The sequence below is a fragment of the Mesorhizobium sp. WSM4806 genome (assembly GCF_055811635.1).
The window spans coordinates 119,793-145,699 of the sequence record NZ_JBVVQZ010000022.1 but is presented as its reverse complement, the minus strand read 5'-3'; the positions used below and the strand labels follow the sequence as shown (position 1 = coordinate 145,699).

General features: G+C 61.1%; 21 protein-coding genes. 14 read left to right on the top strand and 7 right to left on the bottom strand.

All coding sequences use genetic code 11. The annotated features are described in order from the left end of the window. Positions 1 to 111: 111 nt before the first annotated feature. Positions 112 to 1,320, bottom strand: a complete 1,209-nt coding sequence (locus AC0L2M_RS28660; RefSeq protein WP_287171384.1) for a polysaccharide biosynthesis/export family protein — start codon at positions 1,318 to 1,320, stop codon at positions 112 to 114. Positions 1,321 to 1,492: 172 nt separating this feature from the next. Then, complete coding sequence (locus AC0L2M_RS28655; protein WP_473536506.1) at positions 1,493 to 2,167, bottom strand: sugar transferase; 675 nt, start codon at positions 2,165 to 2,167, stop codon at positions 1,493 to 1,495. A 558-nt stretch (positions 2,168 to 2,725) separates the two neighbouring features. Here AC0L2M_RS28655 and AC0L2M_RS28650 point away from each other — a divergent pair. The 8 genes from AC0L2M_RS28650 (at position 2,726) to AC0L2M_RS28615 (ending at position 10,701) form a co-directional block, all read left to right on the top strand. Continuing rightward, entirely contained in the window at positions 2,726 to 3,046 is a 321-nt protein-coding gene (locus AC0L2M_RS28650; RefSeq protein WP_287171383.1) for an exopolysaccharide production repressor exox, read from the top strand. Positions 3,047 to 3,458: 412 nt separating this feature from the next. Beyond that, positions 3,459 to 4,472 carry a glycosyltransferase family 2 protein gene (locus AC0L2M_RS28645; protein ID WP_473536505.1) on the top strand — a complete coding sequence of 338 codons (1,014 nt, stop codon included), beginning with the start codon at positions 3,459 to 3,461 and terminating at the stop codon, positions 4,470 to 4,472. A gap of 266 nt (positions 4,473 to 4,738) precedes the next feature. Then, on the top strand, positions 4,739 to 5,137 hold the full coding sequence (locus tag AC0L2M_RS28640; RefSeq protein WP_128172937.1) for a hypothetical protein: 399 nt from the start codon (positions 4,739 to 4,741) through the stop codon (positions 5,135 to 5,137). A 144-nt stretch (positions 5,138 to 5,281) separates the two neighbouring features. Next, a complete protein-coding gene (gene exoK, locus AC0L2M_RS28635; RefSeq protein WP_473536504.1) occupies positions 5,282 to 6,151 on the top strand; it encodes an endo-1,3-1,4-beta-glycanase ExoK in 870 nt (289 codons plus the stop codon). A gap of 61 nt (positions 6,152 to 6,212) precedes the next feature. After that, positions 6,213 to 7,544 carry a UDP-glucose dehydrogenase family protein gene (locus AC0L2M_RS28630; protein ID WP_287239110.1) on the top strand — a complete coding sequence of 444 codons (1,332 nt, stop codon included), beginning with the start codon at positions 6,213 to 6,215 and terminating at the stop codon, positions 7,542 to 7,544. Between the two features lie 90 nt (positions 7,545 to 7,634). Then, complete coding sequence (locus AC0L2M_RS28625; RefSeq protein ID WP_473536503.1) at positions 7,635 to 9,095, top strand: GMC oxidoreductase; 1,461 nt, start codon at positions 7,635 to 7,637, stop codon at positions 9,093 to 9,095. Next, entirely contained in the window at positions 9,092 to 9,541 is a 450-nt protein-coding gene (locus AC0L2M_RS28620; RefSeq protein ID WP_023796742.1) for a hypothetical protein, read from the top strand. The genes AC0L2M_RS28625 and AC0L2M_RS28620 overlap by 4 nt, the downstream gene beginning before the upstream one ends. 80 nt (positions 9,542 to 9,621) lie before the next feature. Beyond that, positions 9,622 to 10,701, top strand: coding sequence for a glycosyltransferase (locus tag AC0L2M_RS28615; RefSeq protein WP_023796741.1), 1,080 nt, complete (start codon positions 9,622 to 9,624; stop codon positions 10,699 to 10,701). A gap of 138 nt (positions 10,702 to 10,839) precedes the next feature. Here AC0L2M_RS28615 and AC0L2M_RS28610 read toward each other — a convergent pair whose 3' ends face one another. Both AC0L2M_RS28610 and AC0L2M_RS28605 read right to left on the bottom strand, forming a co-directional pair. Beyond that, the gene (locus AC0L2M_RS28610; RefSeq protein ID WP_473536502.1) at positions 10,840 to 11,862 is read right to left on the bottom strand and encodes a phosphoribosyltransferase; all 1,023 of its coding nucleotides are present in this window, start codon (positions 11,860 to 11,862) and stop codon (positions 10,840 to 10,842) included. Positions 11,863 to 11,866: 4 nt separating this feature from the next. Continuing rightward, complete coding sequence (locus AC0L2M_RS28605) at positions 11,867 to 13,396, bottom strand: lipopolysaccharide biosynthesis protein (protein ID WP_473536501.1); 1,530 nt, start codon at positions 13,394 to 13,396, stop codon at positions 11,867 to 11,869. Positions 13,397 to 13,587: 191 nt separating this feature from the next. Between AC0L2M_RS28605 and AC0L2M_RS28600 the strand changes: the two genes are divergently transcribed. The 6 genes from AC0L2M_RS28600 to AC0L2M_RS28575 all read left to right on the top strand — a co-directional run bounded on the left by AC0L2M_RS28600 (position 13,588) and on the right by AC0L2M_RS28575 (position 21,274). Beyond that, on the top strand, positions 13,588 to 14,757 hold the full coding sequence (locus AC0L2M_RS28600; protein ID WP_473536500.1) for a glycosyltransferase family protein: 1,170 nt from the start codon (positions 13,588 to 13,590) through the stop codon (positions 14,755 to 14,757). A gap of 28 nt (positions 14,758 to 14,785) precedes the next feature. Further along, on the top strand, positions 14,786 to 15,778 hold the full coding sequence (locus AC0L2M_RS28595; RefSeq protein WP_473536512.1) for a glycosyltransferase family 2 protein: 993 nt from the start codon (positions 14,786 to 14,788) through the stop codon (positions 15,776 to 15,778). Next, positions 15,778 to 16,728, top strand: coding sequence for a glycosyltransferase family 2 protein (locus AC0L2M_RS28590; protein ID WP_023796736.1), 951 nt, complete (start codon positions 15,778 to 15,780; stop codon positions 16,726 to 16,728). The genes AC0L2M_RS28595 and AC0L2M_RS28590 overlap by 1 nt, the downstream gene beginning before the upstream one ends. Then, positions 16,718 to 17,686 carry a glycosyltransferase family 2 protein gene (locus AC0L2M_RS28585; protein ID WP_473536499.1) on the top strand — a complete coding sequence of 323 codons (969 nt, stop codon included), beginning with the start codon at positions 16,718 to 16,720 and terminating at the stop codon, positions 17,684 to 17,686. Before AC0L2M_RS28590 ends, AC0L2M_RS28585 begins: the two co-directional genes overlap by 11 nt. Before the next feature lie 58 nt (positions 17,687 to 17,744). After that, entirely contained in the window at positions 17,745 to 18,641 is an 897-nt protein-coding gene (locus AC0L2M_RS28580) for a UTP--glucose-1-phosphate uridylyltransferase (RefSeq protein WP_023796734.1), read from the top strand. A 251-nt stretch (positions 18,642 to 18,892) separates the two neighbouring features. After that, on the top strand, positions 18,893 to 21,274 hold the full coding sequence (locus AC0L2M_RS28575) for a polysaccharide biosynthesis tyrosine autokinase (RefSeq protein ID WP_023796733.1): 2,382 nt from the start codon (positions 18,893 to 18,895) through the stop codon (positions 21,272 to 21,274). 298 nt (positions 21,275 to 21,572) lie between these two features. Here AC0L2M_RS28575 and AC0L2M_RS28570 read toward each other — a convergent pair whose 3' ends face one another. The 3 genes from AC0L2M_RS28570 to dhaK all read right to left on the bottom strand — a co-directional run bounded on the left by AC0L2M_RS28570 (position 21,573) and on the right by dhaK (position 25,881). Beyond that, positions 21,573 to 22,655 carry an acyltransferase family protein gene (locus AC0L2M_RS28570; RefSeq protein ID WP_473536498.1) on the bottom strand — a complete coding sequence of 361 codons (1,083 nt, stop codon included), beginning with the start codon at positions 22,653 to 22,655 and terminating at the stop codon, positions 21,573 to 21,575. A gap of 134 nt (positions 22,656 to 22,789) precedes the next feature. Next, a complete protein-coding gene (locus tag AC0L2M_RS28565; protein ID WP_473536497.1) occupies positions 22,790 to 24,697 on the bottom strand; it encodes a propionyl-CoA synthetase in 1,908 nt (635 codons plus the stop codon). 197 nt (positions 24,698 to 24,894) lie between these two features. Then, a complete protein-coding gene (dhaK, locus tag AC0L2M_RS28560) occupies positions 24,895 to 25,881 on the bottom strand; it encodes a dihydroxyacetone kinase subunit DhaK (protein WP_473536496.1) in 987 nt (328 codons plus the stop codon). Between the last annotated feature and the right edge of the window lie 26 nt (positions 25,882 to 25,907).

Below are 25,907 nucleotides of genomic sequence, written 5' to 3'. Positions count from 1 at the left end.
TGTCGGGCAGCGAGCACAGTGTCGACGAGTTCATGGTCGAACTCGTCCCGGTCGAACTCTTTGCCGATCGAATCTGGGCGGCGTGATCGGATCGGCCGATCGCTCGAAGGCCTATTGGCTAGCCATTGGCACCAGCTTCACCTTGATCACGTCTCCGGGCAGTACGGGCGTGTCTTCGCTGGCGGCGATTTCGCTGGTCTTGCCGTCGACAATCCGGACCAGGCCAAACGACATCGTTGGCTCTTCGCCGTCGCGATAGCCTTGCAGTGCCGGGTTCCCCGACATGGCTTCGGCCATCAGGCCGGTGTGCATGTTCATCTTGAGCATTGTTTCGGCGAGATCGGCTTCTGCCTGTTGCCGGCCAGTGGCGAGGTCGGCATTCTGGGTGTTCTCCAGGTCGATGGCGTCCTGGTTGGCCTTGCTGATCGACTGCCTGGCGGTGAGGATAGCCGTTTCGTAATCCAGGATCTGTCCTTCCAGGTCGGCGATCGTTTGCTGCGAACCCAGAACCCGAGTGTTGACCACAAGGCCCTTTTGCGCCAGCGAACCGATACCGCTGAGCTGTTCCTTTGCCAGGTCGACCTGCCGCTGCTGGTTGACGATCTTTTTCTGCAGCGAATCGATCTCGCTCTGCAGCAGCTTCTTCAAATCGTCGAGCGCCTGAAGGCGCAGTTTGAGATTCTTTTGATCGGCCGTCAGGATCGCCATCTCGTCGGCAACGATGCTTGCCAGCTTCGGATCCTCGGCTAGCTCCTTCGGCACGTCGAATGTCGGCTTGTCGGCGATCTGTGCTTCGATCCGCGCGCGCCGAACGATCAGTCGGACCCGTTGGTCCTGGAGAACGTCAAACTCGCCCTTGGCGTTGATCATGTCGCGGTCGTACCGCTGTCCTTCGGGGGCTCGCCGGACACCGCCGGCGATGCTCATCGCCCTCAGGACGGTCAGGTCGGGCACGTAGGGATACTGGCCCGGCGTCTGCACCTCCCCGGAAATGTAGAACGGCCTGTACTGCGCCATTTCGACGGAGGCTTCCGGCCGGTCCGCCAGAGCGAGCTTGCGCTGGAGCGCCTGGCTGATCGCTGCCGCGATCTCGGATGTGGTCTTGCCGGTTGCCGGCATTTCGCCGACGAACGGCACCGACAATGTTCCAGACGGGCCGACCGTGTATTCTCCGTTGACGGCCGTCCAGTCGCGGAACGTGCCTTCAACGGTCTGCCATTCGGCCACGCGGATGGTCAGCTTGTCCTGGGATCCAAGCCGGTACTCGTCGGCCGCGGCGAGTTGCGGAACGGCGAGCGCCAGCGCGAGGCAGGTGGTCATAAGCCGAATCCGTCGCATGCGATTGCTAACCGTGCCGGCCCAGGAGATTTCGAAGATGTCTGTTTTCAACTGTATGTTTTCCGATTCGCTTTAGCCCGGCCCGATGGAGCTTGCTGCAGAATGCTTGGCGTCTGGACAGTCACTTCTCCGCACACAGCCGGCTGCCGGCCGGTCAATAGCAGCCCCGCGACATCCAGACGGCAGGCACGGTCTTGATAATGATGCGAATGTCCTCGAACAGCGACCAGTTCTCGACATAGTGGCGATCGAACGCGACGCGGCTGTCATAGGAAACGTCATTGCGGCCGCTGACCTGCCAGAGCCCGGTCAGGCCAGGGCGCGATTTCAGGTAATAGACGGCCGAACTGCCGTAGATTTCGAGCTCGTCGCGCACCACCGGGCGAGGACCGACAAGGCTCATGTCACCCTGAAGGATGTTGATGATCTGCGGCAGTTCATCGAGGCTGAGCTTCCTCAGCACGGCCCCGACACGCGTGACGCGCGGATCGTTCTTGAGCTTGCGGGTAGCTATCCATTCGGCCTTCGCGTCCGGGTTGGTGGCAAGGTATGCCGCCAGCACCTGTTCGCCATTCTGCACCATGGTGCGAAACTTGAGGCACGGGAAAATCCGTCCGCCCCGCCCGATCCGCCTGTGACCGTAGAAAATCGGCCCGCCGTCGGAAAACTTGACAAGCAGCGCGACCATCACAAACAGCGGACTGAGAGCAACCAGCCCAATCAGTGAACCGGCGATATCGAAGCTGCGTTTGAGCAGGCCGCCGATTGGTGGAAAGTCGATACCGGCCTGTGGAAAATCCGCGTCGGCCGGCTTGGCTACGTCCCTCATGCATAAACTCCATACGTTGAACGGATGGTTTGCCGCACGATATCAAAAAAATGCTGCATCGCAACACACAATTCCTTGAGCGCCTGAAATAATCGCGTCATGCATTGATTAAATAATAAACCGGTCCTGCGCAAATTTTGGCCTTTTATGGCGGTTTCGTGACAAATTATGGGCAAACTTGAAAAATTTAGTGCCTTTTTGAGGCTGATTTTGGGCGTGTCGCTCTTTGTGCCGCACGGTTGAGAAATATCGTGCTGTAGCTTTGTGAAATATAAAGCGCTCTTAAAGTAAAATACTGATTAATATTATGGCCCTTACTGAAGTGAGTCCAGACCGGGTGATTGGTCGTGATACCGGGGTGTGCGTCGCAACATGGCAGAGTCGATCCCCCGAACTTATGCAAAATAATTTGCGGCTGGCCTTGCCCGCTATTGCACACCTTAATAGAGTTGCAAATTGTTTCTGTCAGAGTATGGACAGCGTGGGAAGGCTGGAAGCAACCGGCCAAAAAAAAGCGGGTGGCCTCAACAAGCTCGCATGGCGAAGGGAGGCTTCGGGATGGTCAATCATCGATTTTTGCCCGAGCAGGTTGACGGGCTGTCGGGTATGTCGCTACCAAAATTCATTATCGGCATGATTTTCGCGCTGGCGATCGTGGTCGCCTGGTCTTATCTCAACGGCGCTTCGCTAGGCGCAACGCTTCTTCGCGCTATAGCCTGCGCCATTGTCATTCAATTGGGTTACTTTCTGCTCGTTTTCGCCATGGTTGCCAGAAATACCCCGACGTCGGCTGACAAGATTCGCGACGTCGAACGAAAGCTGAGTTCGACCGAAGCGGCCGATGGCGAGAAGTTCAGTGCCAGGAGAAGCCTCCACTGACCTGACGGCAGGTAGCGTCGGCCGGGTCCCTGGCGCACTGCTCGCCCGACAGCATCCTGGGCAACCGACTTGTGATTTCCCCTTCAGCCTCGGATCCTCTGACTCGGCCACCACTGCCTAAACCCTGTCGATCGACCTGGTGATCAGCGATTCGAGTGCGCTGATCACCCATCCAGAATGGGCAGGGACGGTGTGCGAAGCGGCCCGCCTATCCGCTGGCATTTCACCGCCCATCGATTTGCGCCATGACGACCCCGAAAGGAAAGACTGGACGGAGCGAGTGATTTTAACGATGCTTCGCACTCGCAGCATAAGCGCCGGCTGATGTTTCGTACAGCCGGGCAGTCAGTGAGAACGAGAGCTGCATTGCGGGAGAAATTCGGAGCTACCTGTGCAGTCGAGAGGCGAATTGATGACAGAACCGGAAGTCTGCGTGATCATTGCTGCTCGCAACGCGGCGCGGACAATTGCGGTTGCCATCGCATCGGCCTTGCGCGAGCCGGAGGTGGCCGAAGTCGTCGTCGTCGATGACGCCTCCACTGACGATACCGCGAAAGTCGTTCGGGCGGCCGACGATGGCAGCGGCAGGCTTTCCGTCATCCGGCTCGACGTCAACGGCGGTCCTTCCTTGGCCCGCAACGCCGCGATCGCCAGCTCCAAATCGCCGTTCATCAGCATTCTGGACGCCGACGATTTTTTTCTCGAGGGCAGATTTCGCGAGTTGTTCGCCAGCCCCGATTGGGATTTCGCTGCCGACAACATCATGATGATCAGGGACGATGCGGCGACCGACGTTTCGAAAATCACCGCTCCGCGGTTTGCAGCCGATCCGGAATTTCTCGATTTCGAGCGCTTCATCGAAGGCAACATCTCCAGTCGTCGTGTGCAGAGAGGTGAGTTGGGTTTCCTCAAGCCGGTGATCAGCCGCGCTTTTCTGGACCGGCATGGGCTGCGCTATGACGAAAACCTGCGGCTGGGCGAAGACTATGAACTCTACGCGCGCGCAGTTGCTTGCGGGGCGCGCTTCAAGGTCATCAGGTCCTGCGGCTACGGAGCGATCGTTCGCGCGGATTCGCTGAGCGGCCAGCACAAGACGCAGGATCTCAAGCGTCTGGCCGACGCGGATCTGGCGCTGCTGGCGATCGACAGTTTGCCGGAAGGCTCCAAGGCCGTGCTCAGAAAGCACGAACGGCAGGTGCGCGACAAATATCGGTTGCGAAACTTCCTCGACGTGAAGAACGAGAGAGGGCTGACAGCGGCTGCGGCCTACGCCCTGGCCAGCCAATCCAATCTCATCCCCATCGTTCGCGGCGTGGCCGCCGACAAGCTGGATGCGCTGTTTCGCCGCGTCGGCTTTGGCTCGAAACAGCCTGTGCCGTCGCGGCGCTTTCTCATGGCCGCAACCAGCCCGGTCGGCGAGGCTTGAGCTGGTCCGCCGGCGCGCCACACCGATCATGTCAACAGGTCCTTACCCTGCCTCAAAACGATGCGAATTTCCGATTCGCCGCACTAGGTGGTTGCCTACTCGCTTTGGGAATGGCATGTATGTTGCGGTGCAGCAATTTTGATTGGCTGTTTGAATCGGCCGAAAATGTCCGCCTGTCAGAGGAGCTGGACGATGCGACAAGAACTTTTTTGGCCCGGCCGGGCACAAGGGACAGCTTAGGCCGGCTATGACAGGAAACTGAGCGTATGGCCTCCATATTTGGCTTCAGATCAAGGGATCCGGCTCGAGACAGGCAGACCGATATCTCGCGCCTTGACCGCCTGGCAAAGCTGCTTGACCAGATCGCAGCCGAGATCGAGGCGGAGAAAAACGGGCTTGAGAATCGCTACCGGACAAAGGCCACCAACGCCGCCTTCCTGGTCGAGGCGATCGAAAATGGCGCGGCCTCCTCCAGTAGATCCTCCGAGGTCAGCGAACTGACGAAGTCGATCCTGAATTACGAGCGGCGCATCGCGGCGCTCGCCCGCCAGAACGAATTGATGAAGGGTCTCCGGCATTCGCTGGATGCTATCTTCGACGAAAGCGCCCAACCTGGCTCGGCCACCAAGGCCGATTTCGCCAACCCGGCCGCCGGCGCGGGGTGAAATTTCAAAGAGCCTGGGTGGCGCCACTGGGCAAGAAGCAGGCAACCGGGGAAGCTACCGGCAGAAGGTCAAGATCAGCTCGTTTCGTCATGGTTTTGAACATCGATTTGGGTTGGGGGGCGCACAGCACAAGGTGAGTTTGGTATGAACGCGGATTCGAAAAGCACGTCCACCCGAGCAACCGGCGACCGGCCGTTCACGCACATGATGAGGCAAGGGAAACTGAGGCAGCTATGTTTGGGCGGAGCGTTTCTGCTGGTCGCACTCGGCAGCCTGGTTGCGGGCCCGACCCCTTCCCGTTCGCAGGACATCCCGACTGCGCCATCGTTCGTCGATGATTTCACCAGCTTCGACCGGGCGCGTTGGTACATTGCTGACGGCTGGGCGAACGGCAAGTATCAGAACTGCATCTGGTCCAAAAAGCAGGTCAAGCTTTCCAATGGCATGCTGACGCTCGGTTTCGAAAAGCAGAAGGTAAAGGATCGCGACTTTGCCTGCGGCGAGGTCCAATCCAAGCAGCGCTTCGGCTATGGCACCTATGAGGCGCGGATGAAAACCGATTCGGGCTCTGGCATCAACGCCTCCTTCTTCACCTACATCGGCCCCACCGATAAGCAGCCGTGGGATGAAATCGACTTCGAGGTGCTGACCAAGGACACCTCCAAAGTGCAGGTCAACGCCTACATCGCCGGCAAGGGCAATAACGAGAAAGTGGTGGATGTAGCTGGCGGCACCGACAAGGCTTTTAACGATTACGCCTTCGTTTGGGAGAAGGACCGGCTGCGCTGGTACGTAAATGGCGAGCTGGTGAACACGATCACCGATCCGGCAAAGCTGCCCAGCCATGCGCAAAAGATATTTTTTAGCCTCTGGGGCAGCGACACGATGAAGGAATGGCTGGGGCCGTTTTCGGATCCGGGTCGCAAGCTTACCTTGCAAGTGGATCGCATCGCATTCACGGCGCTCGGCCAGCCATGCCAGTTTCCGGAATCGCTGGCATGCAGCATTAAGTAAAGACCAATCTGAACCGGCCGGGCCGAAAGCGCTCCGAAGTCTTGAACAGGAATGAAATCAAATGAATTTGACGGTCTTTGGAATCGGCTATGTCGGTCTGGTGCAGGCGGCGGTGCTTGCCGAAGTCGGCCATCAGGTATTATGCGTCGACATCGACGTGAACAAGGTGGAGCGGCTCAATCAGGGCCTCATTCCGATTTTCGAGCCCGGGCTCGAAAACCTCGTCAAGGAGAACCACGCGGCCGGCCGCATCAAGTTCACCACCGACGCCGCGGCCGCCGTCAAGCATGGCCAGATCCAGATGATCGCTGTCGGCACGCCTCCGGGCGAGGATGGTTCGGCCGACCTCAAATATGTGCTGGCGGTTGCCGAGGCCATCGGCCGGGAGATGGATGCGCCCAAGATCGTCGTCGGCAAGTCGACCGTGCCGGTCGGCACCTGCGAAAAGATTAAGGCCAGGATCGCCGTGACGCTGAAGGCGCGGGGCCGCGAGGATCTTACTTTCGACGTCGCCTCCAATCCGGAATTCCTCAAGGAAGGCTCCGCGGTGGCCGACTGCATGAAGCCCGACCGCATTATCGTCGGCACCGGCAGCGAGGACACCGAGGCGGTGATGCGTGAGCTTTACGCTCCATTCAACCGCAACCACGAGAAGATGATCGTGATGGATGTGCGCAGCGCCGAGTTCACCAAATACGCGGCCAATTGCATGCTGGCGACCAAGATCAGCTTCATGAACGAAATGGCCAATCTGGCCGAGGAACTCGGCGCCGACATCGAGGAGGTCCGCAAGGGCATCGGCAGCGATCCGCGCATTGGCTACCACTTCATCTATCCGGGCCTCGGTTATGGCGGCTCGTGCTTCCCCAAGGACGTGCGCGCCCTGATCAAGACCGCCGAAGGCGTCAAATTCGATGCCAAGCTGCTGCGCGCCGTCGAGGAACGCAACAACGAACAGAAATCGGTCCTGTTCGATAAGGTGAACCGCTGTTTCAACGGCAATCTGAAGGGCAAGACTTTTGCGCTGTGGGGCCTGGCGTTCAAGCCCAATACCGACGACATGCGTGAGGCGCCGGCTCGGGTCTTGATGGAAGCGCTCTGGAAGGCCGGCGCCAAAGTGCAGGCTTACGATCCCGAGGCGATGCAGGAATGCCAGGCCGTCTACGGACTGCGCGAGGATCTGCTCTTGTGCGGGACCAAGGAGGCAGCGCTGCGTGGCGCCGATGCGCTCATGATCGCCACCGAGTGGAAGAATTTTAAGGCACCGTCGTTCGACGCGATCAAGGATGCGCTGTCCACGCCGATCATCTTCGACGGTCGAAACCTCTACGACCCCAAGGTCATCGCTCGCTACGGCATCGAATATCACTCGATCGGCAGGATGGCGGCGTGAGATCAGGCAGGACAGGCCGGTGGCCAGGACATCAAGGACGATCGCGAAGGCTTCGATGAACGCGCTCGTGTCAACAAGGGGTCTTCTCTGATGGTGCTGGGCATCAGGCCGGAACAGATCGCCAACGAGCATTTCGATCTTGTCGCAGTCGGTTCCGGTTTCGGTTCGGCCTTCTTCCTGCATGCGTTCGCCAAGCAGCGAAAGGCACGCATTCTGGTTCTGGAATGGGGCGGGCACAACACGCATGAATGGCAGCTCGAGCAGAACGTCAACACCGACATCGAGGACAAGACCACCTACAAGACCAACTCTGACAAGCCGTGGAATTACACCATCGGATTGGGTGGAGGAACGAATTGCTGGTTCGCCCAGACGCCGCGCTTTCACCCGAACGACTTCAGGCTGAAAAGCCTCTACGGCGTCGGTAACGACTGGCCGATCAGCTATGACGAGCTCGAGCCGTTTTACTGCGATGCAGAGGACGTCATGTCGATTTCAGGCGACCCCGACATGGCGGCGATGATGCCGCGTTCCAGGCCATTTCCCCAGCCACCGCATCACATGTCGACGCCGGACCGGATGATGAAAGCGGCGCAGCCGGACCAGCATTTTGTCATGCCGACAGCCCGCGCGCGCGTGCCGACCGCGCAACGGTCTTCTTGCTGCGCCAACTTGCGGTGCGGATTATGCCCGGTCGATGCCAAATTCACCGCCAACAATGGGCTGATGCACGTCTTCGAGCATCCCGACGTTTCGGTCTGCCTTGGCGCTGAAGTGCGCCGGCTCGACCATATCGGCGGTTCGGTCCGTTCGGTCGCATTCGTGCATGAGGGCAAGGAATATTCGGTCAGCGGCGATCTTTTCATACTGGGCGCCAATGCCATCCAGAGCCCGGCGATCATGTTGCGGTCCGGCCTGTCGGGCGAATTCGTCGGGCGCGGCCTGCACGAATCCTACGGATGGAATTTCGAAGCCTATCTCGACGGTGTCGATAATTTCGACGGAAGCACCATCACCACCGGCTTGAATTTCGGCCTTTATGACGGCTCTCACAGATCGGACCATGCGGCGGCGCTGGTCTATTTCGAAAACCGCTGGCAGCACGGGATGCGCCCTGAAAAGGGACGTGTCCGTCAGACGCTTCCCATCATCATTGTTACCGAAGACCTGCTCGACCCGGAAAATCTCGTGATTCTCGACGAGGATCAAAACGCCTTCGTCAGTTTCGCGGGAGCATCCGACTATGCGGTCAAGGGCATGGCCCGGGCAAAGGAGAAATTGGCGGCGCTTCTGGCGCCGCTGCCGGTCGAAGAAATCTTCGATCGCGGCATCCGGCGCACCGAGTCGCATGTCCAGGGCACGTTGCGGATGGGCTCGAGCCCGGCGGATTCGGTGGTCGATCGGGACATGATCCACCATCAGCTCAGGAACCTGGTTGTCGTCGGCTCAAGCACATATCCAAGCTGTTCCTGCGCCAACCCGAGCCTGACGGCGGCAGCCCTCTCCCTGCGGGCGGCGAGCCGGATAGCAGGAAAGGAAATGGCCGGATGACCAAGGTTTCGCGACGCGCGGCACTGGCCATCATGGCTGGCGGAGTTGCTTCGACCGGCATCGCCTACGCCACCGTTTCCTCGCTTTCGGACGAAGACCTGGTGCGCGTCACGCTCGAAAGATATTTCGGCAGGCTGAACATGCGCATCGAACATTTGCAGCAGTTCGTCCTGGAATTCCAGAAGCGGAACCCCTGGATATTTCCAAACACAAAGCTGGGCGATGCTGTCACTGTGCTTGAGGCGCTGAAATTGGGCGCCGCACGCCGGTTTCTGCCCGAACAGAAAAAACAGGACCTGAGGCATTTCGACCGCTGGGTCATTGCCGAGTTCCATATGCTGACCGACTACGCCCGGCGCAGTTCGCCAGCCGACCCGGTCCGGTTCACCGGATGGCAGCCGTGTACCAATCCGTTCGCCAATTTGGAGACGCAGCAGGATGCTTGAAGCGGGTCGCAAGCCAGCATCCGTAAATAAGCCGTGCGTCATTGCCCGTAAACTTGAGAATGCGACAAGGAGCCGAAACCATGAAAGTGCTTTTTGCAGGCGGTAACGGTTACACGCCCCAGTTCAGCGGCGGTGTCCAGTCCAGCACCCATCACCTTGCCGAACAGTTGCGCGAGCACGGGCATGAGGCTTCGGTGCTCGCCGCCCTGTTCGGCCAGGGCGTCTTCGGCTACAAGGCGCGCGCCAAGATGAAGCTTTTGAGGCAGCGCGCTGTCATCGACAGCTTTCCGGGCTATCCGGTCGTGCGCGCCTGGTTTCCCTGGGAGGCGGCGGGTTTCGCCGTCGAAAAGCTGAGGCCGGATGTCGCCGTGGTCCAGTGCCACAAGTCGGTTCCGATCGGCAAGGCGCTGCAGGCCGAAGGCGTGCCGCTGGTCGTCTATCTCAGGAATGTCGAGTTCCACGAATTGGGCGGCGATCTGCGCGAGCTCCATTCGGCGCTCTACATAGCCAATTCCGAGTTCACGGCGCGCACCTACAAGGCAAAATTCGATATCGATTCGACGGTTATACCGCCGACCATCAATCCCGCGCTCTACCGCACGCCGACGACAGGCGAGTTTGTCACGCTGATCAACCCCTATGAGGAAAAAGGTTTCGAGCTTGCGGTGCGCATCGCCGCCGCCTGCTCTGAAATCCCGTTCCTGTTCGTCGAAAGCTGGAAGCTTGACGATGATCATCGGGCCCGGATCGAGCAGACGATCGCGCCGCTCGGCAACGTCACCCTGGAGAGCCGGACCAACGACATGAAGACGGTCTACGGCCGCACGAAAATCCTACTGGCTCCCAGCAAATGGGAAGAGGCCTGGGGTCGGGTGGCGTCGGAAGCCCATTGCAGCGGCATTCCAGTCGTCGGCTCGCGTCGTGGCGGCCTGCCCGAAGCGATCGGCTCCGGTGGCGTGGTGCTGGATTACGATGCCCCACTCGCCGACTGGGTGGCAGTGGTCAGGCGTCTGTGGACCGACAGCCTGGAATATGGGCGGCTTTCAGCGGCGGCGCGTGCATTCTCCGAGCGCCCGGAACTCGATCCGGCGGGTCAATTCGCGACCTTCTTCTCGATGCTGGAGAGGGCGACACAACAGCCTTCGCGGCAAGCCGCCTAACGCATGTCGCCCAAAAGCATGCCCTCGGGCCTGACCCGGGGCTTGACCAGAGGGTGCGTAGCGGTTTTGCGATAACGACTGCATAAAACAAAACAAAAGCGCGCGTCGCGTGACGCGCTTTAAGTCCCGAAACCGGGTTCAAGCCGGTCGTTTGACCCGGCTTTTGAGCGTCTCGTAACCGCGTTCGCCAAGCAGCGTGCGCGCGACGGTCTTGATTGCCGTCTTGCGCCCGTCAGGCGAACTGATCTGCCTTAACCTGCCCGGAAGGTTGCGCGCCGCCTGTCCAAGTGCCGGAAGTGACAGCGTGTCAGGATAAATTGCCAGATGCGTTTCAACGCACAGCACCGGCTTGCCGGAAAGCTCGGCGATCTTGAGGGCCTGCTGGTGCTCGCTTTCGATGAACAGGATGGCATCGGATTTGCGGTAGAAATCGGCTTTGAAACTGCCATGCGCGCCAAGCCGTTGCCGTTCTGCCTTGCTCGGCAGGTCAAGCATGATCAGCTTGTCGTATTCTATGCCGTGCTTTGCCAGCCATGCTTCGGTAAGCGCGCGGTATTTCTCGAGCCGGCTGGTGACGAGCCAGCCGATCTTGCGGGTCGGGCCAAACAGAGGCAGCGCTTCGCCCAGGAATTTCTCATAGGCGGGGCCGTCGTCGTTTTCTGCTTCGGTCGGGTCCAGGCAAAGCACGCCGTCAATGTCGACGCAGCTTTGCGCGAGGAATTTGTGGTGCATGAAGTTCCATTGGAACATCCTTGGATGCGGCACGACCTCGAGGACGATGTCGGTTTCCTCGTGTTGGGGCAGCAGGCCGAACACCGCGGCAAAGGTGAAGTCCGCCTTGATGCCGGCGGCCTCTACCCGGCTGCGCGCCTCTCTCATAGCAGCGCCGCCGCTGACGCTGTCGTCGATCACCAGGACCTTGCGCATATCGGTCGCCTGGCGGTCGAGCGCGGCGCGGCGTTTGGTGACGCCCGAAGTATAGATCTTTCCGGCCAGGAAACTGTCCAGGTCGGTCATCGGAATGTTCGCCGTCAGGCTGAGCAGGGTGGCGGCGAGAATGCCGCTTCGCGGGACCCCGACCACCAGGTCGATGTCGCGCGGCAACCGGTGAAGGTTTCTGACAATTGCGTCATTCATGTCGGAGATCGATCGGTAGTGCATGGGATCAGACCTGGTCCTCGTATGGATGTCCGTGCAAGTTACTCGCCTCGCTTGGTGCGGCCTTAGGCGCCCGCGCCGGCAGCAGTTTTAGGGCCTCCCGCAACGCCTCGCGGCCGGAAGCAAACGCCAGCGCGGTCATGACCGTGATCATGTAGGACAGCGCCACCGCGCTCGCCATCGCGACGATGTGCTGTTGCGGCAGCAACGGCTTGGCGAACCAGATCGCGGCAAGCGCCAGATGCGCGCCAAGCACGAAGGGCGTTGCCGCGCGAAGCATATGGCTTGCCCGCAGCGGCCCGGTCTTTCCGATATACAGCCACAGAAAAGGCGTTCTGAGATATTCGCTGACCGCATAGGCGATCGCCACGCCCAGCGCGCCATAGGGCAGGCCGATCAGGAAGGCCAGCACCGACGTCAAGGCTGTTATGATGCCCCAGCGCATGAAATCGCCCGAGCGGCCCTGGCTGATGAAAAGCCATCCCGCCGGGTTGTTGAGCGGCTGCAGCAGACCGGCAAAACCGAGCGCCAGGAAGATGCTGGAACTCTGCCGCCACTGCTCGCCGAGCACGAACGGTATCAGCACGTCGGCCATGGCGATGGCGAAGGCGACACCCGGAAGTGCGACCAGCAATATCAGCGGCATGACGCGAAGATAAGCGCTGCGGTAGCGATCCGGCTCGTCCTTCAGCCTGGAAAGAGCCGGCACCATGACCTTCGACAGCGGATTGGTGATCTGGCTCAACGGAAACAGAAGCAGCTTGTAGGCGCGGTCATAGAGTCCAAGCTGCGCTTCGCCCCAGTATTTTCCGATCAGCACATTGTCGAGATTTCGGGCAAAGAAGTTGGCGAAGTTGAACCCGGTGATGCCGGCGCCGAAATTGATCAGCTCGCTAATGCCGTTGACCTTGCGCGGCAGGCTGGGGCGCCATCGCGAGTTTGCCCAGTAGCAAAGCGTGGGCAGTACGGCTGCTGTCAGGGTGCCGGCAAAAAGCGCCCAGTAGGAACGGTCGATGAAAGTCCAGGCGATCGATACGGCAAGGCCGGCAATGGCGCTTGCGACGTCGATGATGGCCAAGCGGGCGAACTGCATTCGGCGTGTCAGCAGCGCCAGATGCTGGGCGCCCAGCCCATAGGCTATGATCTGCAGTCCGAGTGCTGCCACCAGACCAGACACCCGCGGTTCGCCATAGAAGGCGGCGACCAGAGGCGCCGCGCCGGCAAGCACGCAGGCGAGCAATGCGCTAACCGCGACATTGACCCAGAAGAGGTAATTGACCTCTTCATGCTTGATTCCGCTTTTCTGAACCGTCGCCTGGGTCAGGCCGAAATCCTGGAACAGCGCGATGAACGCCAGCACAGGCGCGCACATCGCCACGACGCCGAAGTCCTGCGGCGAGAGCAGGCGCGACAGCACGATGACGGAGACGATCTGCGTCGCAACCCGCACCGATTGCGCCAAAGCCGTAATGATAGCGCCGCGTCCGACCGATCTGCGGAGAGAGCCCTCTGGCGGGTCGAATGCATTGGCTTGCAAATTCAGGGTCCCTGATTTTCGTGCCGGTCCCGGAGTCCCGACCCGTGCCCGATGCCACCATCAAACTACGGCAATAATATTGCAGCGCAACAAAAAACATTGATTTTTGCTACGCTGCACCAAAAATGTTGCGATGCAGCACGAGCTGTACTAGGATTCTTTCGGGCGGGCCAACAGTGGTCGAGTTTTTCATGCTGCATGTCTTGTACTTGGTGCACGACGTCTCCGATCCGGCAGTGCGCCGGCGGATCATAATGCTCAAGGCAGGCGGTGCCCAGGTCACACTGGCAGGCTTTCGCCGGTCAGCAAGCCCGATCGCCGAGGTCGAGGGCTTGCATCCGATCGATCTTGGCGCAACGCGCGATGGGCGATTCGCCCAGCGGCTGGCAGCGGTCACCAAGGCGGCGGTTTCGATCGGGTCGAAACTCGGTTCGATGCCCAGACCCGACCTCATCATCGCGCGCAATCTGGAAATGCTGGCGCTTGCCCGGCGTGCCAAATCGGCATTCCAGGCAACCGTGCCGATCGTCTATGAGTGTCTCGATATCCATCGCCTGATGCTTCGCGACGATTTTCTGGGCAAGGCGATGCGCGGCGCGGAGCGCTATCTGGCCAGGGATGTAAAGCTGCTGGTCACCAGTTCGCCGGCCTTCATCGCAAACTATTTCAAGCCGTTCGGGCAGATTGCCGCGCCGGTCGAACTGCTCGAAAACAAATATTTCGAGCCTGCCGCGGTTTCGCTGAATGATCGCACGGCGGCGGAGCCCGTCGCTCCGCCTTGGCGGATCGGCTGGTTCGGCGCGCTCCGATGCCGCCGCTCCCTGGAACTGCTGGCCGAATTTTCCCGGCGACACGAGGGCCGCTTCGAAATCATCCTCAGGGGCCGTCCGGCGCTTTCCGAATTTCCGGATTTCCACGGTTTCGTCGAATCTGAGCCCTGGCTCTCGTTTGGCGGACCCTATCGGAATCCCGAAGATATGGCGACGATCTACCGTGAGGTTCATTTTTCCTGGGCCATCGATTTTTTCGAGCAGGGGCTGAATTCTGAATGGCTGCTGCCCAACCGCCTCTACGAGGGCTGCCGCTTCGGCGCCGTGCCGATCTCGATGGGCCACACCGAAACCGGCCGGTTCCTCGACCAGCAGGGGATCGGTGTTCTCTTGCCTCAAGCCACTCCCGAGGCACTCGAGGCTGCCTTGGGCGAGTTGGAGGACCATCGTTTCGGGAAATTGCGGGCGCGTGTTCTTGCTCGCAATCCGCGAATCTGGAGCCACGATCGCAGCGATTGCCGGGCGCTCGTCGAGAAGCTTCGCGGGTTGACGGTCGCGCCCGGTTCATATGCTGCCGAGGCACTGGCTTAGGATGGCTAGGGAAGGACATGGGCCGATGATGCAGACCGAAATGCCGTCCAACCTGATCGTGATTCCGTGCCTGAACGAAGCGGCTCACATCGGTGCGCTTGTTCACGAGCTTCGACCGGCCGCCGAGAGGCTCGGCGCCCGGATCATCGTTGCCGATGGCGGTAGCACGGACGGCACCAGGGCGATCGTCGAGGAGATCGCCGGGAAGGATCCGAGGATCATCCTTCTTGACAATGAAAAGCGCCTCCAGAGCGCGGCGATCAATCTCGCCATCGCCAGGTACGGCGATGGGGCTGAATATTTCATTCGCATCGACGCGCATGGCGGCTACCCTCCGGATTATTGCGATCGGCTGATCGAAGAGGCGCTGGCCACCGGCGCCGATTCGGTCGTCGTCTCGATGCTGACCAGCGGCAGCGGCACAGTGCAGAACGCGGTTGCGGCTGCACAGAATTCCAAGCTCGGCACGGGCGGCTCCAAGCACCGGCATCTCTCGGCGGGAGAGTGGGTCGACCACGGTCACCATGCGCTGATGCGGATTTCGGCGTTCAAGGAGGTGGGCGGCTATGACGAGACGTTCAGCCATAACGAGGATGCGGAGCTCGACTACCGGCTGCGCAAGGCCGGCTACCGGATCTGGATGAGCGGCAAGACGCAAATGATCTATTACCCGCGCTCGTCGCTCGCCGGCCTCTATTTCCAGTATCTCGGCTATGGCCGCGGCCGGGCAAAGAACGTTCTCAAGCACCGCATGATACCGAAGGTCCGGCAGATGGTGCCGCTCCTGGTGTTCCCTGTCGTCCTTCTCTCTGCCTTTTTCTTCGTGCATTGGCTGGCAGTCATGCCGATTCTGGTGTGGGCGTCGGTTTGTCTCGGCTATGGCGTGTGGATTGCGATCAGCCAGCGCAATCCGGACAGCGCCCTTGCCGGGATTTCGGCGATGGTCATGCATTTCGGCTGGTCCGTCGGTTTCTGGCTGCAACTGCTTGGACCGCGATTGCAACGTAGAAGGGTGGCGTGATGGGTGTGGCCGAAAAAAACCGCAGCGTCGACGTCTGCGTCTGCACGTTTAGGCGGCCGGAGCTTGCCGACACGCTTCGCTCGGTAGCCGCCCTGGACGTGCCTTCGGGATTCGACATCCGCGTCATCGTCGCCGACAATGATGACGGGCCAACGGCCGAACTGCTGGTGGCGACGCTGGCGGAGACGCTGAAGCTGCCGATCAGCTATCGTCATTGCCCGGCACGCAACATCTCGATCGCCCGCAATGCTTGCCTCGACGCCAGCACGGCGGATTTCGTCGCCTTCCTCGACGATGACGAAACGGCATCGTCGAGATGGCTCGTCGAACTGGTTGCAACGGCGGACTTGAGTGGCGCTGCCGCCGTGCTCGGGCCAGTGCGGGCGCGCTATCGGCCGGATGCGCCCAACTGGATGCGCCGCGGCGATTTTCACTCCACACTGCCCGTCTGGGTGGGCGGCGAGATCCGCACCGGCTACACCTGCAACGTCCTGCTCAGGATGGGCGCCGACAGCCTCCGCGGCCGGCGATTCAGCCTGGCGCGTGGCCAGACCGGCGGCGAGGACACCGAATTCTTCGACCACATGGTCAAGGCCGGCGGTCGCATCGCCTTTTCGCCGCAGGCCTGGGTCGATGAAGTGGTGCCGCGCGCCAGGGCGGCCTTCGACTGGCTCCGTCGCCGCCGGTTCCGCGTCGGGCAGACGCATGGGCACCTGCTGGGGCGCGACGCGCATGGCCTCGCGCTGGTCAGGCAAGTCGGCCTCGCCTCGGCAAAGGCGGTTTTTTGTTTCGCATCGGCAATCCCGGTCGCCATCAGTCCCGTGCGCAGGAACCGCAGCGTGCTTCGCGGCATCATGCATGTCGGCGTCGTGAGCGGTCTTGTCGGCGTGCGTGAAATCCGCCAATACGGCCTGCCCTCGCCGCAGGAAGGGGGCAAGCGTGCAGCCTGACGTCACCTTTGTCATTGCCGCCTACAATTCGGAGCTGACCATCGAGCGGGCGATCGCCAGCGCCATCGCCCAGCGCGATGTGAGCGTGGAGGTGATAGTCGTCGACGACCAGTCGCGCGACCGGACGCTCGATCTGGCGCGATCCTACTCCGAAGACATCGTCCGCGTCGTCGCACTTGAGCAAAACCGCGGTCCAGGCGGCGCCAGGAATGTCGGCCTTGAGCTTGCCCGCGGCAGGTGGGTGGCGGTCCTCGATTCCGACGACGCGGTCTATCCCGGGCGGATCTGCACCATGATTGACCGCGCCGAGAAAGCGGGCGCCGAGCTCGCAGTCGACAATCTCCAGGTGGTTCGCGAGGACGGTGTTGCCGAAGAGACGATGTTCCCTGCCGACTATCTCAAGGGTTTGAGTGAAATCTCGCTGGCGGACTATATTGGTGGCAATGTGGTCTTCGAATCCAGGTTCAATCTCGGCTATCTCAAACCGATCTTCCAGCGCCGGTTTCTGAACGAAAACGGGCTTCGCTATGACGAAAGCCTGATCATCGGCGAGGACTACATCTTGCTGGCCAGTGCTCTGGCCAAGGGCGGCAAGTGCGTGGTCGAGCCGACGACCGGTTATGTCTACCATATCCGGACCGGCTCCATTTCCCGCGTGCTCGAACCTCATCACGTCGAGGCGATGCGTAAGGCCGACCTCGTTTTCGCCAGAACCCATTCGATGGACGCAAAGGCCGCAGCCGCTTTCGCAAGGCGCACGCGCAGCCTGCGCAAGGCGGCGTCGTTCCTTTCTCTGGTCCAGCACATCAAGGCGCGATCCCCACTCAAGGCGGTGTGGACGGCGCTCAGCGATCCGGCGGCGGTTTGGCATATGGGCATGCCGATCGCCGTTCGGCTGCGAAGGGTCGCGGCGCAATTTGCCGTGGGTGCGGGGGAGGTGAAGGGTGCAGGCAGCTGAAAAATAGTTTTCGCGGCCTGCGACAGGTTGAAGTCGATCTCCTCAGAAGGAATATGCAATGAAGAAAGTCAGGAAGGCAGTCATACCGGTAGCGGGGCTTGGAACGCGATTCCTGCCGGCGACCAAGTCGATGCCGAAGGAAATGCTGCCGGTCGTCGACAGGCCTGTCGTGCAATATGCGGTGGACGAGGCGTTCGAAGCCGGCATCGAGCACATTGTCTTCGTGACGGGCCGCAACAAGGCGGTCATCGAAGATTATTTCGACCTGCATCCAGAATTGATCGGAACTTTGGAGCAAACCGGCAAGACGGCGCAGCTTCAGGCGCTGGAAAGCCTGCTTCCCGTGGCTGGTGCGACGAGCTTCATTCGGCAGCAGTCACCGCAAGGTCTGGGCCATGCGGTATGGTGCGCCCGGGAAGTCATCGGCGACGAGCCCTTCGCATTGCTGTTACCGGACATGGTGTCCTTCGGCGGCCGCGGATGTCTCGCTGAAATTGCGGACCTCTATGCGCAGACCGGCGGAAACGTCATCGCCGTCGAGCGCTGCGACCCGACCGAGACCAGCAAATACGGCATCGTCGGCTGCGGCGCCGATGTCGGCTCGGGCTTCGAGGTCACCGCCATGGTCGAAAAGCCGGCTCCGGCGAATGCGCCGTCGAACTACTACATCAACGGCCGCTATATCCTGCAGCCTGAAATATTCGGGCTGCTCGGCAATCAGCAGCGCGGCGCCGGCAATGAGATCCAACTGACCGACGCCATGGTCCGCCTTGCGCAAAGCCAGGCTTTCTTCGCGCAGCCCTTCAACGGCCGGATGTTCGATTGTGGCTCGAAGGAAGGGTTCATCCAGGCCAATGTCGCCTTCGCGCTGGCGCGCGACGACATGAAGGGACCGATCTTCGAGATGCTTCAGGAGTTCGTCCGGTTGCATGAGCGCCGGGTGGAAGCCGCATAAAGCCCATTTTTTGGGAGCAAGCATATGAATGGTGACGCAAGACATGCCGATATGTTTGACTGCCCAGGTCTCGCGGTGGCTGGCATGAAGCTTGCGTTGGGCATATGCTGATGCTCCCGCTCTAGCGCCTGCAAACGAGAGCAGCGGACCCGAGTGGAGACAGGGTTTCCGAGGCTCAAACAAAAATAGAGCGGCGGCGCGTTCGACTTGAGAGACCGCCGCTCTAGATGCAAACTTGAATTGGACCGAAGATGAATTATGCCAATTTTCCTCTCGACAAGAGGAAACCATTGCCGAGTTCGGACCCAGTCAGCGCCGACGATTTCATCGATGTCGAGCGCCTGCTCGGCATGGCAGCAAGGCAGGCAAAGGTGGTTGCGGCATGCGCTGCCATCGGTCTTTTTCTGGGCGTGCTCTATTTGCAGACCACGCCTCCCACCTACATGGCGACGAGCCGTGTGCTGATCGACGAAGGGTTGAATAAGGTCGTCGACGAGGTCTCGGCGGCGTCGGTCAGCATGCAGACCGACTCCGCCATTTTGAGCCAGATCGAAATACTCCACTCGGCGAGACTGGCGGCGGTGGTCGTCGACAAGCAGAAGCTCGATCAGAACGACGCTTTCATGAACCCTCCGACGTCGGCCGTGTCGAAGGCTGCCGGTTTTGTGCGCGGCGTGGTCCGGTATTTCCGTCCCAATCCCGCCGTGGGTACGGCCGACGTTACTCAGCTTGACCCGGCGACGCGTGACGCGATGATTGCCTCGTCGCGGCGCGATTACGCAATCCTCAAACTGCAGGACGAGGTGCAAGCCGAGCGCATCGGTCGAAGCTATGTGATCTCCATCGCCTACCAGGCCACGGACCCCGCACTTGCGACCGCGGTTACCAAAGCCTATGCCGACGCCTATCTCGCCGATCAGCTCGATGCGAGCTTCGATGCGACCGAGCGGGCGGCGGTCTGGCTGCAAGGTCGGCTGACGGAGCTTCGCGAAAGCTCCCAGGCAGCGGCGCTCGCCGTCGAGAAGTTCAGGGCCGAACATGGGCTGGCCGTCGATGACGGCCAGTTGATCAGTGACAAGCAACTGTCGGACCTCAATGGCCAGCTCATTGAGGCGCAGGCCGACACCGCCCGCGCCAGCGCCCGCTACCAGCAATACAAGTCGATCGTCGAAAGCGGTTCGGACAACGCATTCAGGGACGCCGCGATATCCGCCGACCAGCCGAGCAACTCGATCATTTCAACGCTCAAGACCCGCTATCTCACTGTCGCCAAGCGGCAGCAGGATATCGAAGCCAATTTCGGGGCTGAGCATCCCCAGGCGGTCGCACTTGCCAAGGAAAGGGCCGACATATCGGCGCAGATATTCGGCGAGCTGAAGCAATTGACCGAAAGCTACCGCAACGAATACGAAGTCGCTCTCGCGCGCGAGACGGCGCTCCGTGCAAATGTCGCGTTAGCGGCTGGCAAGAGTTCCATCGACAACCAGTCGCAGGTCAAGCTGCGCGAACTGGAGCAGAAGGCAACGGCGCTCTCGACGCTCTATCAAACGTTCCTTGGCCGCTACGAGGAAGCCTCCCAGCAGCAGTCCTTCCCGGTCGGCAAGATCCGCGTCATCTCGGACGCGACGCTGCCGAAGTCCGCGGCAACCCCGCGCACGTCCATAGTGCTGGGACTTTCGCTCGTGCTTGGCGTGATGTTGGGAGCCGGGGTTGGTGGCCTGAATGAGTTCAGGGAGCGGTTCTTCAGGACCGGCGAAGACGTTCGCGATCGCGTCGGCCTCAAATTCCTTGGCTACCTGCCGATCATTGGCAGCAAGGTCGCCAAGGACGACAAGCGCGATGACGGTCAGGCGGATATCAAAACCGCCCAATCAGCGTCGGCGGCTGAAAGACGCGCGCGCATGCGGGTGAGCATCGACGCCCCGGCATCGATGTTTTCCGAGACGCTGCGCAGCGCCAAGATTGCCTTCGACGTGGTGATGGAAGGGCAGGGCAGCCGGGTCATCGGCGTAATCTCGGTCCTTCCCGGCGAGGGCAAGTCGACCGTGGCGGCGAATCTGGCCGGATTGCTTGCCGCCAACGGGTCGAAAACGCTGCTGGTGGACGGCGACCTGCGTAACCCCGGCCTCAGCCGCAGCCTTGGCATGGAAGCCGAGCAAGGCCTGATGGAAGCGGTGGTGAGCGGGCAGACCTGGCAGTCCGTCGGCAAGATCGACCGGCAGACCAAGCTGGCGATCGTCCCCGCCGTGCCGCGCGGTCATTTCTCGCACACAAGCGAGCTTCTGTCGTCGGCCGGGATGCGGCGTTTCATCGACAATGCCAAGGAGACCTTCCAGTACATCGTCGTCGATCTGCCGCCGCTCGGCCCCGTGGTTGATGCCAAGGCCTTTGCGCCGCTTGCCGACGGCTTCGTGCTCGTGACCGAGTGGGGGCGCACGCCGCGTGCGATGGTGCAATCCATATTGAGTTCGGAATCCTATATCGCCAACAAGATCGTCGGCGTCGTCCTCAACAAGGTCGATTTGAAGAAGCTGGCGAAGTATGGATCGATCGGCGGCTCGGAAAAATTCTTCGACAGATATTCGTCATACTATCTGGAGAAGTCGGAAGCGCGGACGAAGGTGAACAGCTGAGGCCGGTCTGTAGGACCGATATTGAGCAGATCGTCGTCTTGCGCCGTCAGGCCGATACCGGGCCGAGGCCGTCGTGAGCGAAGACGAATGCCCCTCGAACAGACCATGACAGGCAGCCTGTGCACGAGCCGGTAGGGTCGGTGGCGAATGACGTTCCTTAGGGTGCCGGTCGATTTCCTCGCTTGATCAGGTCGCCGAGCCGCGACGGGTCGCGCAAAAGCGTTCGCACCCTGCTTTGTGCCGGACATTCCACCGTAGGACGTTTGCAGCCAGGAACCGGCGTGACAACGCTGGCGCGTTACGCCGCCTTGAGACGGTAGCGGAAGATGGTGTGGTCGAGCAGAAGCCGGATGCGCGGTTCGGCCTCGATCGCAATCAGCCAGCTCGCGGCGATCATGGTCGCCCCGACGATGACCACCGAAAGCAGGTATGGCACTCCCGCACGCATCAAGGCGCCGAGAATGGCTGCGCCGACGACATTATGGATCAGATAGAGAGGGTAGGTCATCAGGCCGATCCGGCGCCAGCCGCGCCAGGACAGGTCGAGCCGTAACGACCACGCCATCAGCGCCATGGCAGCGAGGAACAGGACGATCGGCGGCCCGTAGGGCATCGCGGCTTCGACCTTGATGCTGCGGACGTCGACAGCACTTATGATCTGCAGCACGCCGCCAGCCAGGAACGAGGCGCAGAAGACAAGGCGGGCGGGCGTCACTGCCTTGAAACGCATCAGCCAGAACAGCACACCTGTCGCGAAAAAACATCCGTGATGCACCAGGAGCAGGTCGAGCCAGCGCGCCTCGGCAAGGTCCGTCCAGTCGAATGGATAGTACAGGCACCAGAAAAGCGTGCTGATCGCGCCGAGCGCAACTGCCACCGCTTCCATCAGGTCGAAGCGGCCGAGCCGCAGCAGGATCCAGACGACGGCGTAAAAGGCGATCTCGATGCCAAGCGTCCAGTAGACGCTGTCGACCCAGGGGTTGAACGGAACGAACAGGGCGGTGCGTATGAGCGTGGTGACAGCGTCCGTCGGCCAACTGAGATCGACGAGAAGCAGCACCATCGCGGTGACTGGTGCGCAGATCCAGGCGGCCGGCGCCAATCGTTTCACCCTTGCCTCGAAAAACCGCAGCGGTGTGGAATGCTCGGCGCTGAAGGCGATGACGAAGCCGCTGATGACGAAGAATATCTGGACGCCGACCCATCCGAATTGGACCAGTCCGCCTATTTCCGGATGCGGCGGGATGCCGCCCGTCGCACGCGCCGAAACGCCCTCGGGGAACGCCCACACCCAGAAGCCGTAGTGGTAGACCATCACGAGGACAGCGGCGACAAAACGCAGGATGTCGACGCCGCCGAATGTTGTTTTTTGCTGAGCCATGCCGTGCCTTCGGAATGGCCCCCCACGCAAAGGTTTAAGGGCAATTGCTGCATTGCACAACAGACGATTGCAGTGCAGGATGAATTCGTGAATTCGTCCGAAGCCGCGATCCGCCTGCCGCGCTCCGAAAGCAGCTAAAGCCCGATTCCGCGTCCCTTCAGCGCCGCGGTGATTTCGTCGAGAATGACCGGATCGTCGATGGTCGCTGGCATTGTCCAGTCTTCCTTGTCGGCAATCTTCTGCATGGTGCCGCGCAGGATTTTGCCGGAGCGCGTCTTGGGCAGGCGCTTGATCGTGACCACCGTCTTGAAGGCGGCGACCGGGCCGATCCGCTCGCGCACCAGCGTGACCACCTCGGTCTCAATAGTGCCGCTGTCACGCGTGACACCGGCATTCAGCACGACGAACCCGAGCGGAACCTGGCCCTTCATAGCGTCGGCAATGCCGACGACAGCGCACTCGGCAACGTCCGGATGCGCGGCCAGCACCTCCTCCATGGCGCCGGTCGACAGCCGGTGGCCGGCGACATTGATGATGTCGTCGGTGCGGGCCATCACGAACAAATAGCCGTCCTCGTCCATCATGCCGGCATCCGCCGTCTTGTAGAAGCCGGGGAATTCCTCGAGATAGGCTTGGCGAAACCGGTCATCGGCATTCCACAGCGTCGGCAGGCAGCCGGCCGGCAGCGGCAGCTTGACCACGACATTGCCCAACGTGCCGCGCGGCACTTCGTGGCCGGCATCGTCGAGCACACGGATATCGTAGCCGGGCATCGGCACCCCGGGCGAGCCGTATTTCACCGGCAGTAGCCCTAATCCGGCTGGGTTGATCGTCATCGGCGAGCCCGTCTCGGTCTGCCACCAATGGTCGATTACCGGCACGTTCAATTTCTGCTCCGCCCATTTGATGGTTTCCGGATCGGCGCGCTCGCCGGCGAGGAACAGCGTGCGGAATTTCGACAGGTCGTATTTCGGGACGAATTCGCCCTTGGGGTCCTGTCCCTTGATGGCGCGGAATGCGGTCGGCGCGGTGAACAGCGCGACCACGCTATGCTCTGATATCACCCGCCAGTAGGTGCCGGCGTCGGGCGTGCCGACCGGCTTGCCCTCGAACAGGACGGTCGTGCAGCCATGCAGCAGCGGGCCGTAGACGATGTAGGAATGGCCGACCACCCAGCCGACGTCGGAAGCCGCCCAGAACACCTCACCCGGCTTGACGCCGAACTCGTTCTCCATCGACCATTTCAGCGCAACCATGTGGCCGCCATTGTCGCGCACGATGCCCTTGGGCTGGCCGGTCGTTCCGGACGTGTAGATGATGTAGAGCGGGTCGGTGGCGAGCACCGGAACGCAGTCGACATTGGCGCCCGCGGCCCGCTCGCGGGCGACGGCGTCGGCATAGTCGATGTCATGGTTCTCCTCTAGCTCGCAGCGCAGCTGATCGCGCTGCAGGATGAGGCAGGCTTCGGGCTTGTGCCGCGACATCTCGATCGCCTTGTCGAGCAGCGGCTTGTAGGCGACGACGCGCCCGGGCTCCAGGCCGCAAGAGGCGGAAATGATCAGCTTCGGTCTGGCGTCGTCGATGCGTGTGGCGAGCTCGTGCGAAGCAAAGCCGCCGAAGACGACCGAATGTACGGCGCCGATACGGGCGCAGGCAAGCATGGCAAACGCAGCTTCCGCCACCATCGGCATGTAGATGATGACCCGATCGCCTTTTTGGACGCCGCGGTTCTTCAGCACCGACGTCAGCGCGACCACCTCGCGTTTCAATTCGGCATAGGTGAATTTCCTGACCGTGCCGGAAATCGCGCTGTCATGGATCAGCGCGATCTGATCGGCGCGGCCACCCGCCACGTGGCGGTCGACGGCGTTGAAGCAGGTGTTGCAGGAGGCGCCGCCAAACCAGCGCCCATAGACGCCGGCATTCGCATCGAAGACCGTTTCGAACGGCGAGAACCAGTCGATGGCCTTGGCCGCATCCGCCCAGAATTTTTCCGGATCGCGTTTCCAGCCGTCATAGACCTCGTGGTAGCGTGACGCCATCCAGCTTTCTCCCAGGAATGTTTCTGTCCTTGGAAATAGCGTATGCTGTTTTTGCAAGCACGTGCAAATTCGTCTTGGCGACCTCGCTTTGGTCGAAATGGACGTGACCGCCGCTTTATCGCCGCAACCGGCCAGGTCGTAGAAAGCGCCTGCTTGCTTAATACTGTTCCTATAGCCGTGGCGCGGTGTTGGCCGTGCTACATCCCCCGGCGCAGGGCAGCCGTATGCACCGGTGCGTCCCACAATGCGGTCGTCTCGTCGTCGAGCATGGTCAGCGTGATCGAGCAGCCGGCCATGTCGAGCGATGTCACATAGGACCCGACCAGCGAACGGGCGACCGTCACGCCGTTTTTCTCGAAGATTTTCCGGGCGCTGTTGTACATCAGGTAGAGCTCCATCAGCGGCGTGCCGCCGAAGCCGTTGACGAAAAGCAGCGCCGGGCCTTTTGCTCTGTCACCCAGATCGCCTGATATCGCCGCGCAGATCTCCTCGGCGATGGCGTCGGCGCTCTTCAATGTGTCGCGGCGGCGGCCGGGTTCGCCATGGATGCCGACGCCGAATTCCATCTCGCCGTCGCCGATATCGAAGGTCGGCCTGCCGGCGGCCGGTACGGTGCAACTGGTCAGCGCAACGCCCATCGAGCGCGTCGCGCCATTGATGCGTTCGCCAAGCGCCTTCAACGGCTTCAGCGCCATGCCTTGCTCGGCCGCGGCGCCGAGGATCTTCTCGACCACCAGCGTGCCGGCAACGCCGCGTCGGCCAGTGGTGTAGGAGGAGTTCTCGACCGCGACGTCGTCATTGGTCATCACTTGCATCACACCCTCCGACATTTCAGCAGCCATGTCGAAATTCATCACGTCGCCCTCGTAGTTCTTGACGATGAACAGGCAGCCGGCACCGGTGTTGACCGCCTCCGCGGCCGCCATCATCTGGTCCGGCGTCGGCGAGGTGAACACCTGGCCGGGGCAGGCGGCATCCAGCATGCCATGCCCGACCAGCCCGCCATGCAGCGGCTCGTGGCCAGAGCCGCCCCCGGAAATCAGCGCTACCTTGCCGGGCTTGAGTGTCCTGCGGCGCACGAATTTATGCTCGTCGCCAAGCACAAGGATGTCGGCATGGGCGGCAACGAAGCCGTCGAGGCTTTCGGTCAGCACCGTGTCCACAGAATTCAGAAACTTCTTCATGGCCGTCTCTCCCGAAATAGCTGAAC

Bases quoted from the DNA above. Each gene is read 5' to 3' on its own strand.
- AC0L2M_RS28620 (WP_023796742.1), top strand. From the start codon at position 9,092: ATGACCAAGGTTTCGCGACGCGCGGCACTGGCCATCATGGCTGGCGGA.
- AC0L2M_RS28640 (WP_128172937.1), top strand. From the start codon at position 4,739: ATGGCCTCCATATTTGGCTTCAGATCAAGGGATCCGGCTCGAGACAGG.
- AC0L2M_RS28610 (WP_473536502.1), bottom strand. From the start codon at position 11,862: ATGCACTACCGATCGATCTCCGACATGAATGACGCAATTGTCAGAAAC.
- dhaK (WP_473536496.1), bottom strand. From the start codon at position 25,881: ATGAAGAAGTTTCTGAATTCTGTGGACACGGTGCTGACCGAAAGCCTC.
- AC0L2M_RS28645 (WP_473536505.1), top strand. From the start codon at position 3,459: ATGACAGAACCGGAAGTCTGCGTGATCATTGCTGCTCGCAACGCGGCG.
- AC0L2M_RS28615 (WP_023796741.1), top strand. From the start codon at position 9,622: ATGAAAGTGCTTTTTGCAGGCGGTAACGGTTACACGCCCCAGTTCAGC.
- AC0L2M_RS28565 (WP_473536497.1), bottom strand. From the start codon at position 24,697: ATGGCGTCACGCTACCACGAGGTCTATGACGGCTGGAAACGCGATCCG.
- AC0L2M_RS28570 (WP_473536498.1), bottom strand. From the start codon at position 22,655: ATGGCTCAGCAAAAAACAACATTCGGCGGCGTCGACATCCTGCGTTTT.
- AC0L2M_RS28630 (WP_287239110.1), top strand. From the start codon at position 6,213: ATGAATTTGACGGTCTTTGGAATCGGCTATGTCGGTCTGGTGCAGGCG.
- AC0L2M_RS28625 (WP_473536503.1), top strand. From the start codon at position 7,635: ATGGTGCTGGGCATCAGGCCGGAACAGATCGCCAACGAGCATTTCGAT.
- AC0L2M_RS28655 (WP_473536506.1), bottom strand. From the start codon at position 2,167: ATGAGGGACGTAGCCAAGCCGGCCGACGCGGATTTTCCACAGGCCGGT.
- AC0L2M_RS28575 (WP_023796733.1), top strand. From the start codon at position 18,893: ATGAATTATGCCAATTTTCCTCTCGACAAGAGGAAACCATTGCCGAGT.
- AC0L2M_RS28590 (WP_023796736.1), top strand. From the start codon at position 15,778: ATGGGTGTGGCCGAAAAAAACCGCAGCGTCGACGTCTGCGTCTGCACG.
- AC0L2M_RS28660 (WP_287171384.1), bottom strand. From the start codon at position 1,320: ATGACCACCTGCCTCGCGCTGGCGCTCGCCGTTCCGCAACTCGCCGCG.
- exoK (WP_473536504.1), top strand. From the start codon at position 5,282: ATGAACGCGGATTCGAAAAGCACGTCCACCCGAGCAACCGGCGACCGG.
- AC0L2M_RS28595 (WP_473536512.1), top strand. From the start codon at position 14,786: ATGCAGACCGAAATGCCGTCCAACCTGATCGTGATTCCGTGCCTGAAC.
- AC0L2M_RS28580 (WP_023796734.1), top strand. From the start codon at position 17,745: ATGAAGAAAGTCAGGAAGGCAGTCATACCGGTAGCGGGGCTTGGAACG.
- AC0L2M_RS28650 (WP_287171383.1), top strand. From the start codon at position 2,726: ATGGTCAATCATCGATTTTTGCCCGAGCAGGTTGACGGGCTGTCGGGT.
- AC0L2M_RS28600 (WP_473536500.1), top strand. From the start codon at position 13,588: ATGCTGCATGTCTTGTACTTGGTGCACGACGTCTCCGATCCGGCAGTG.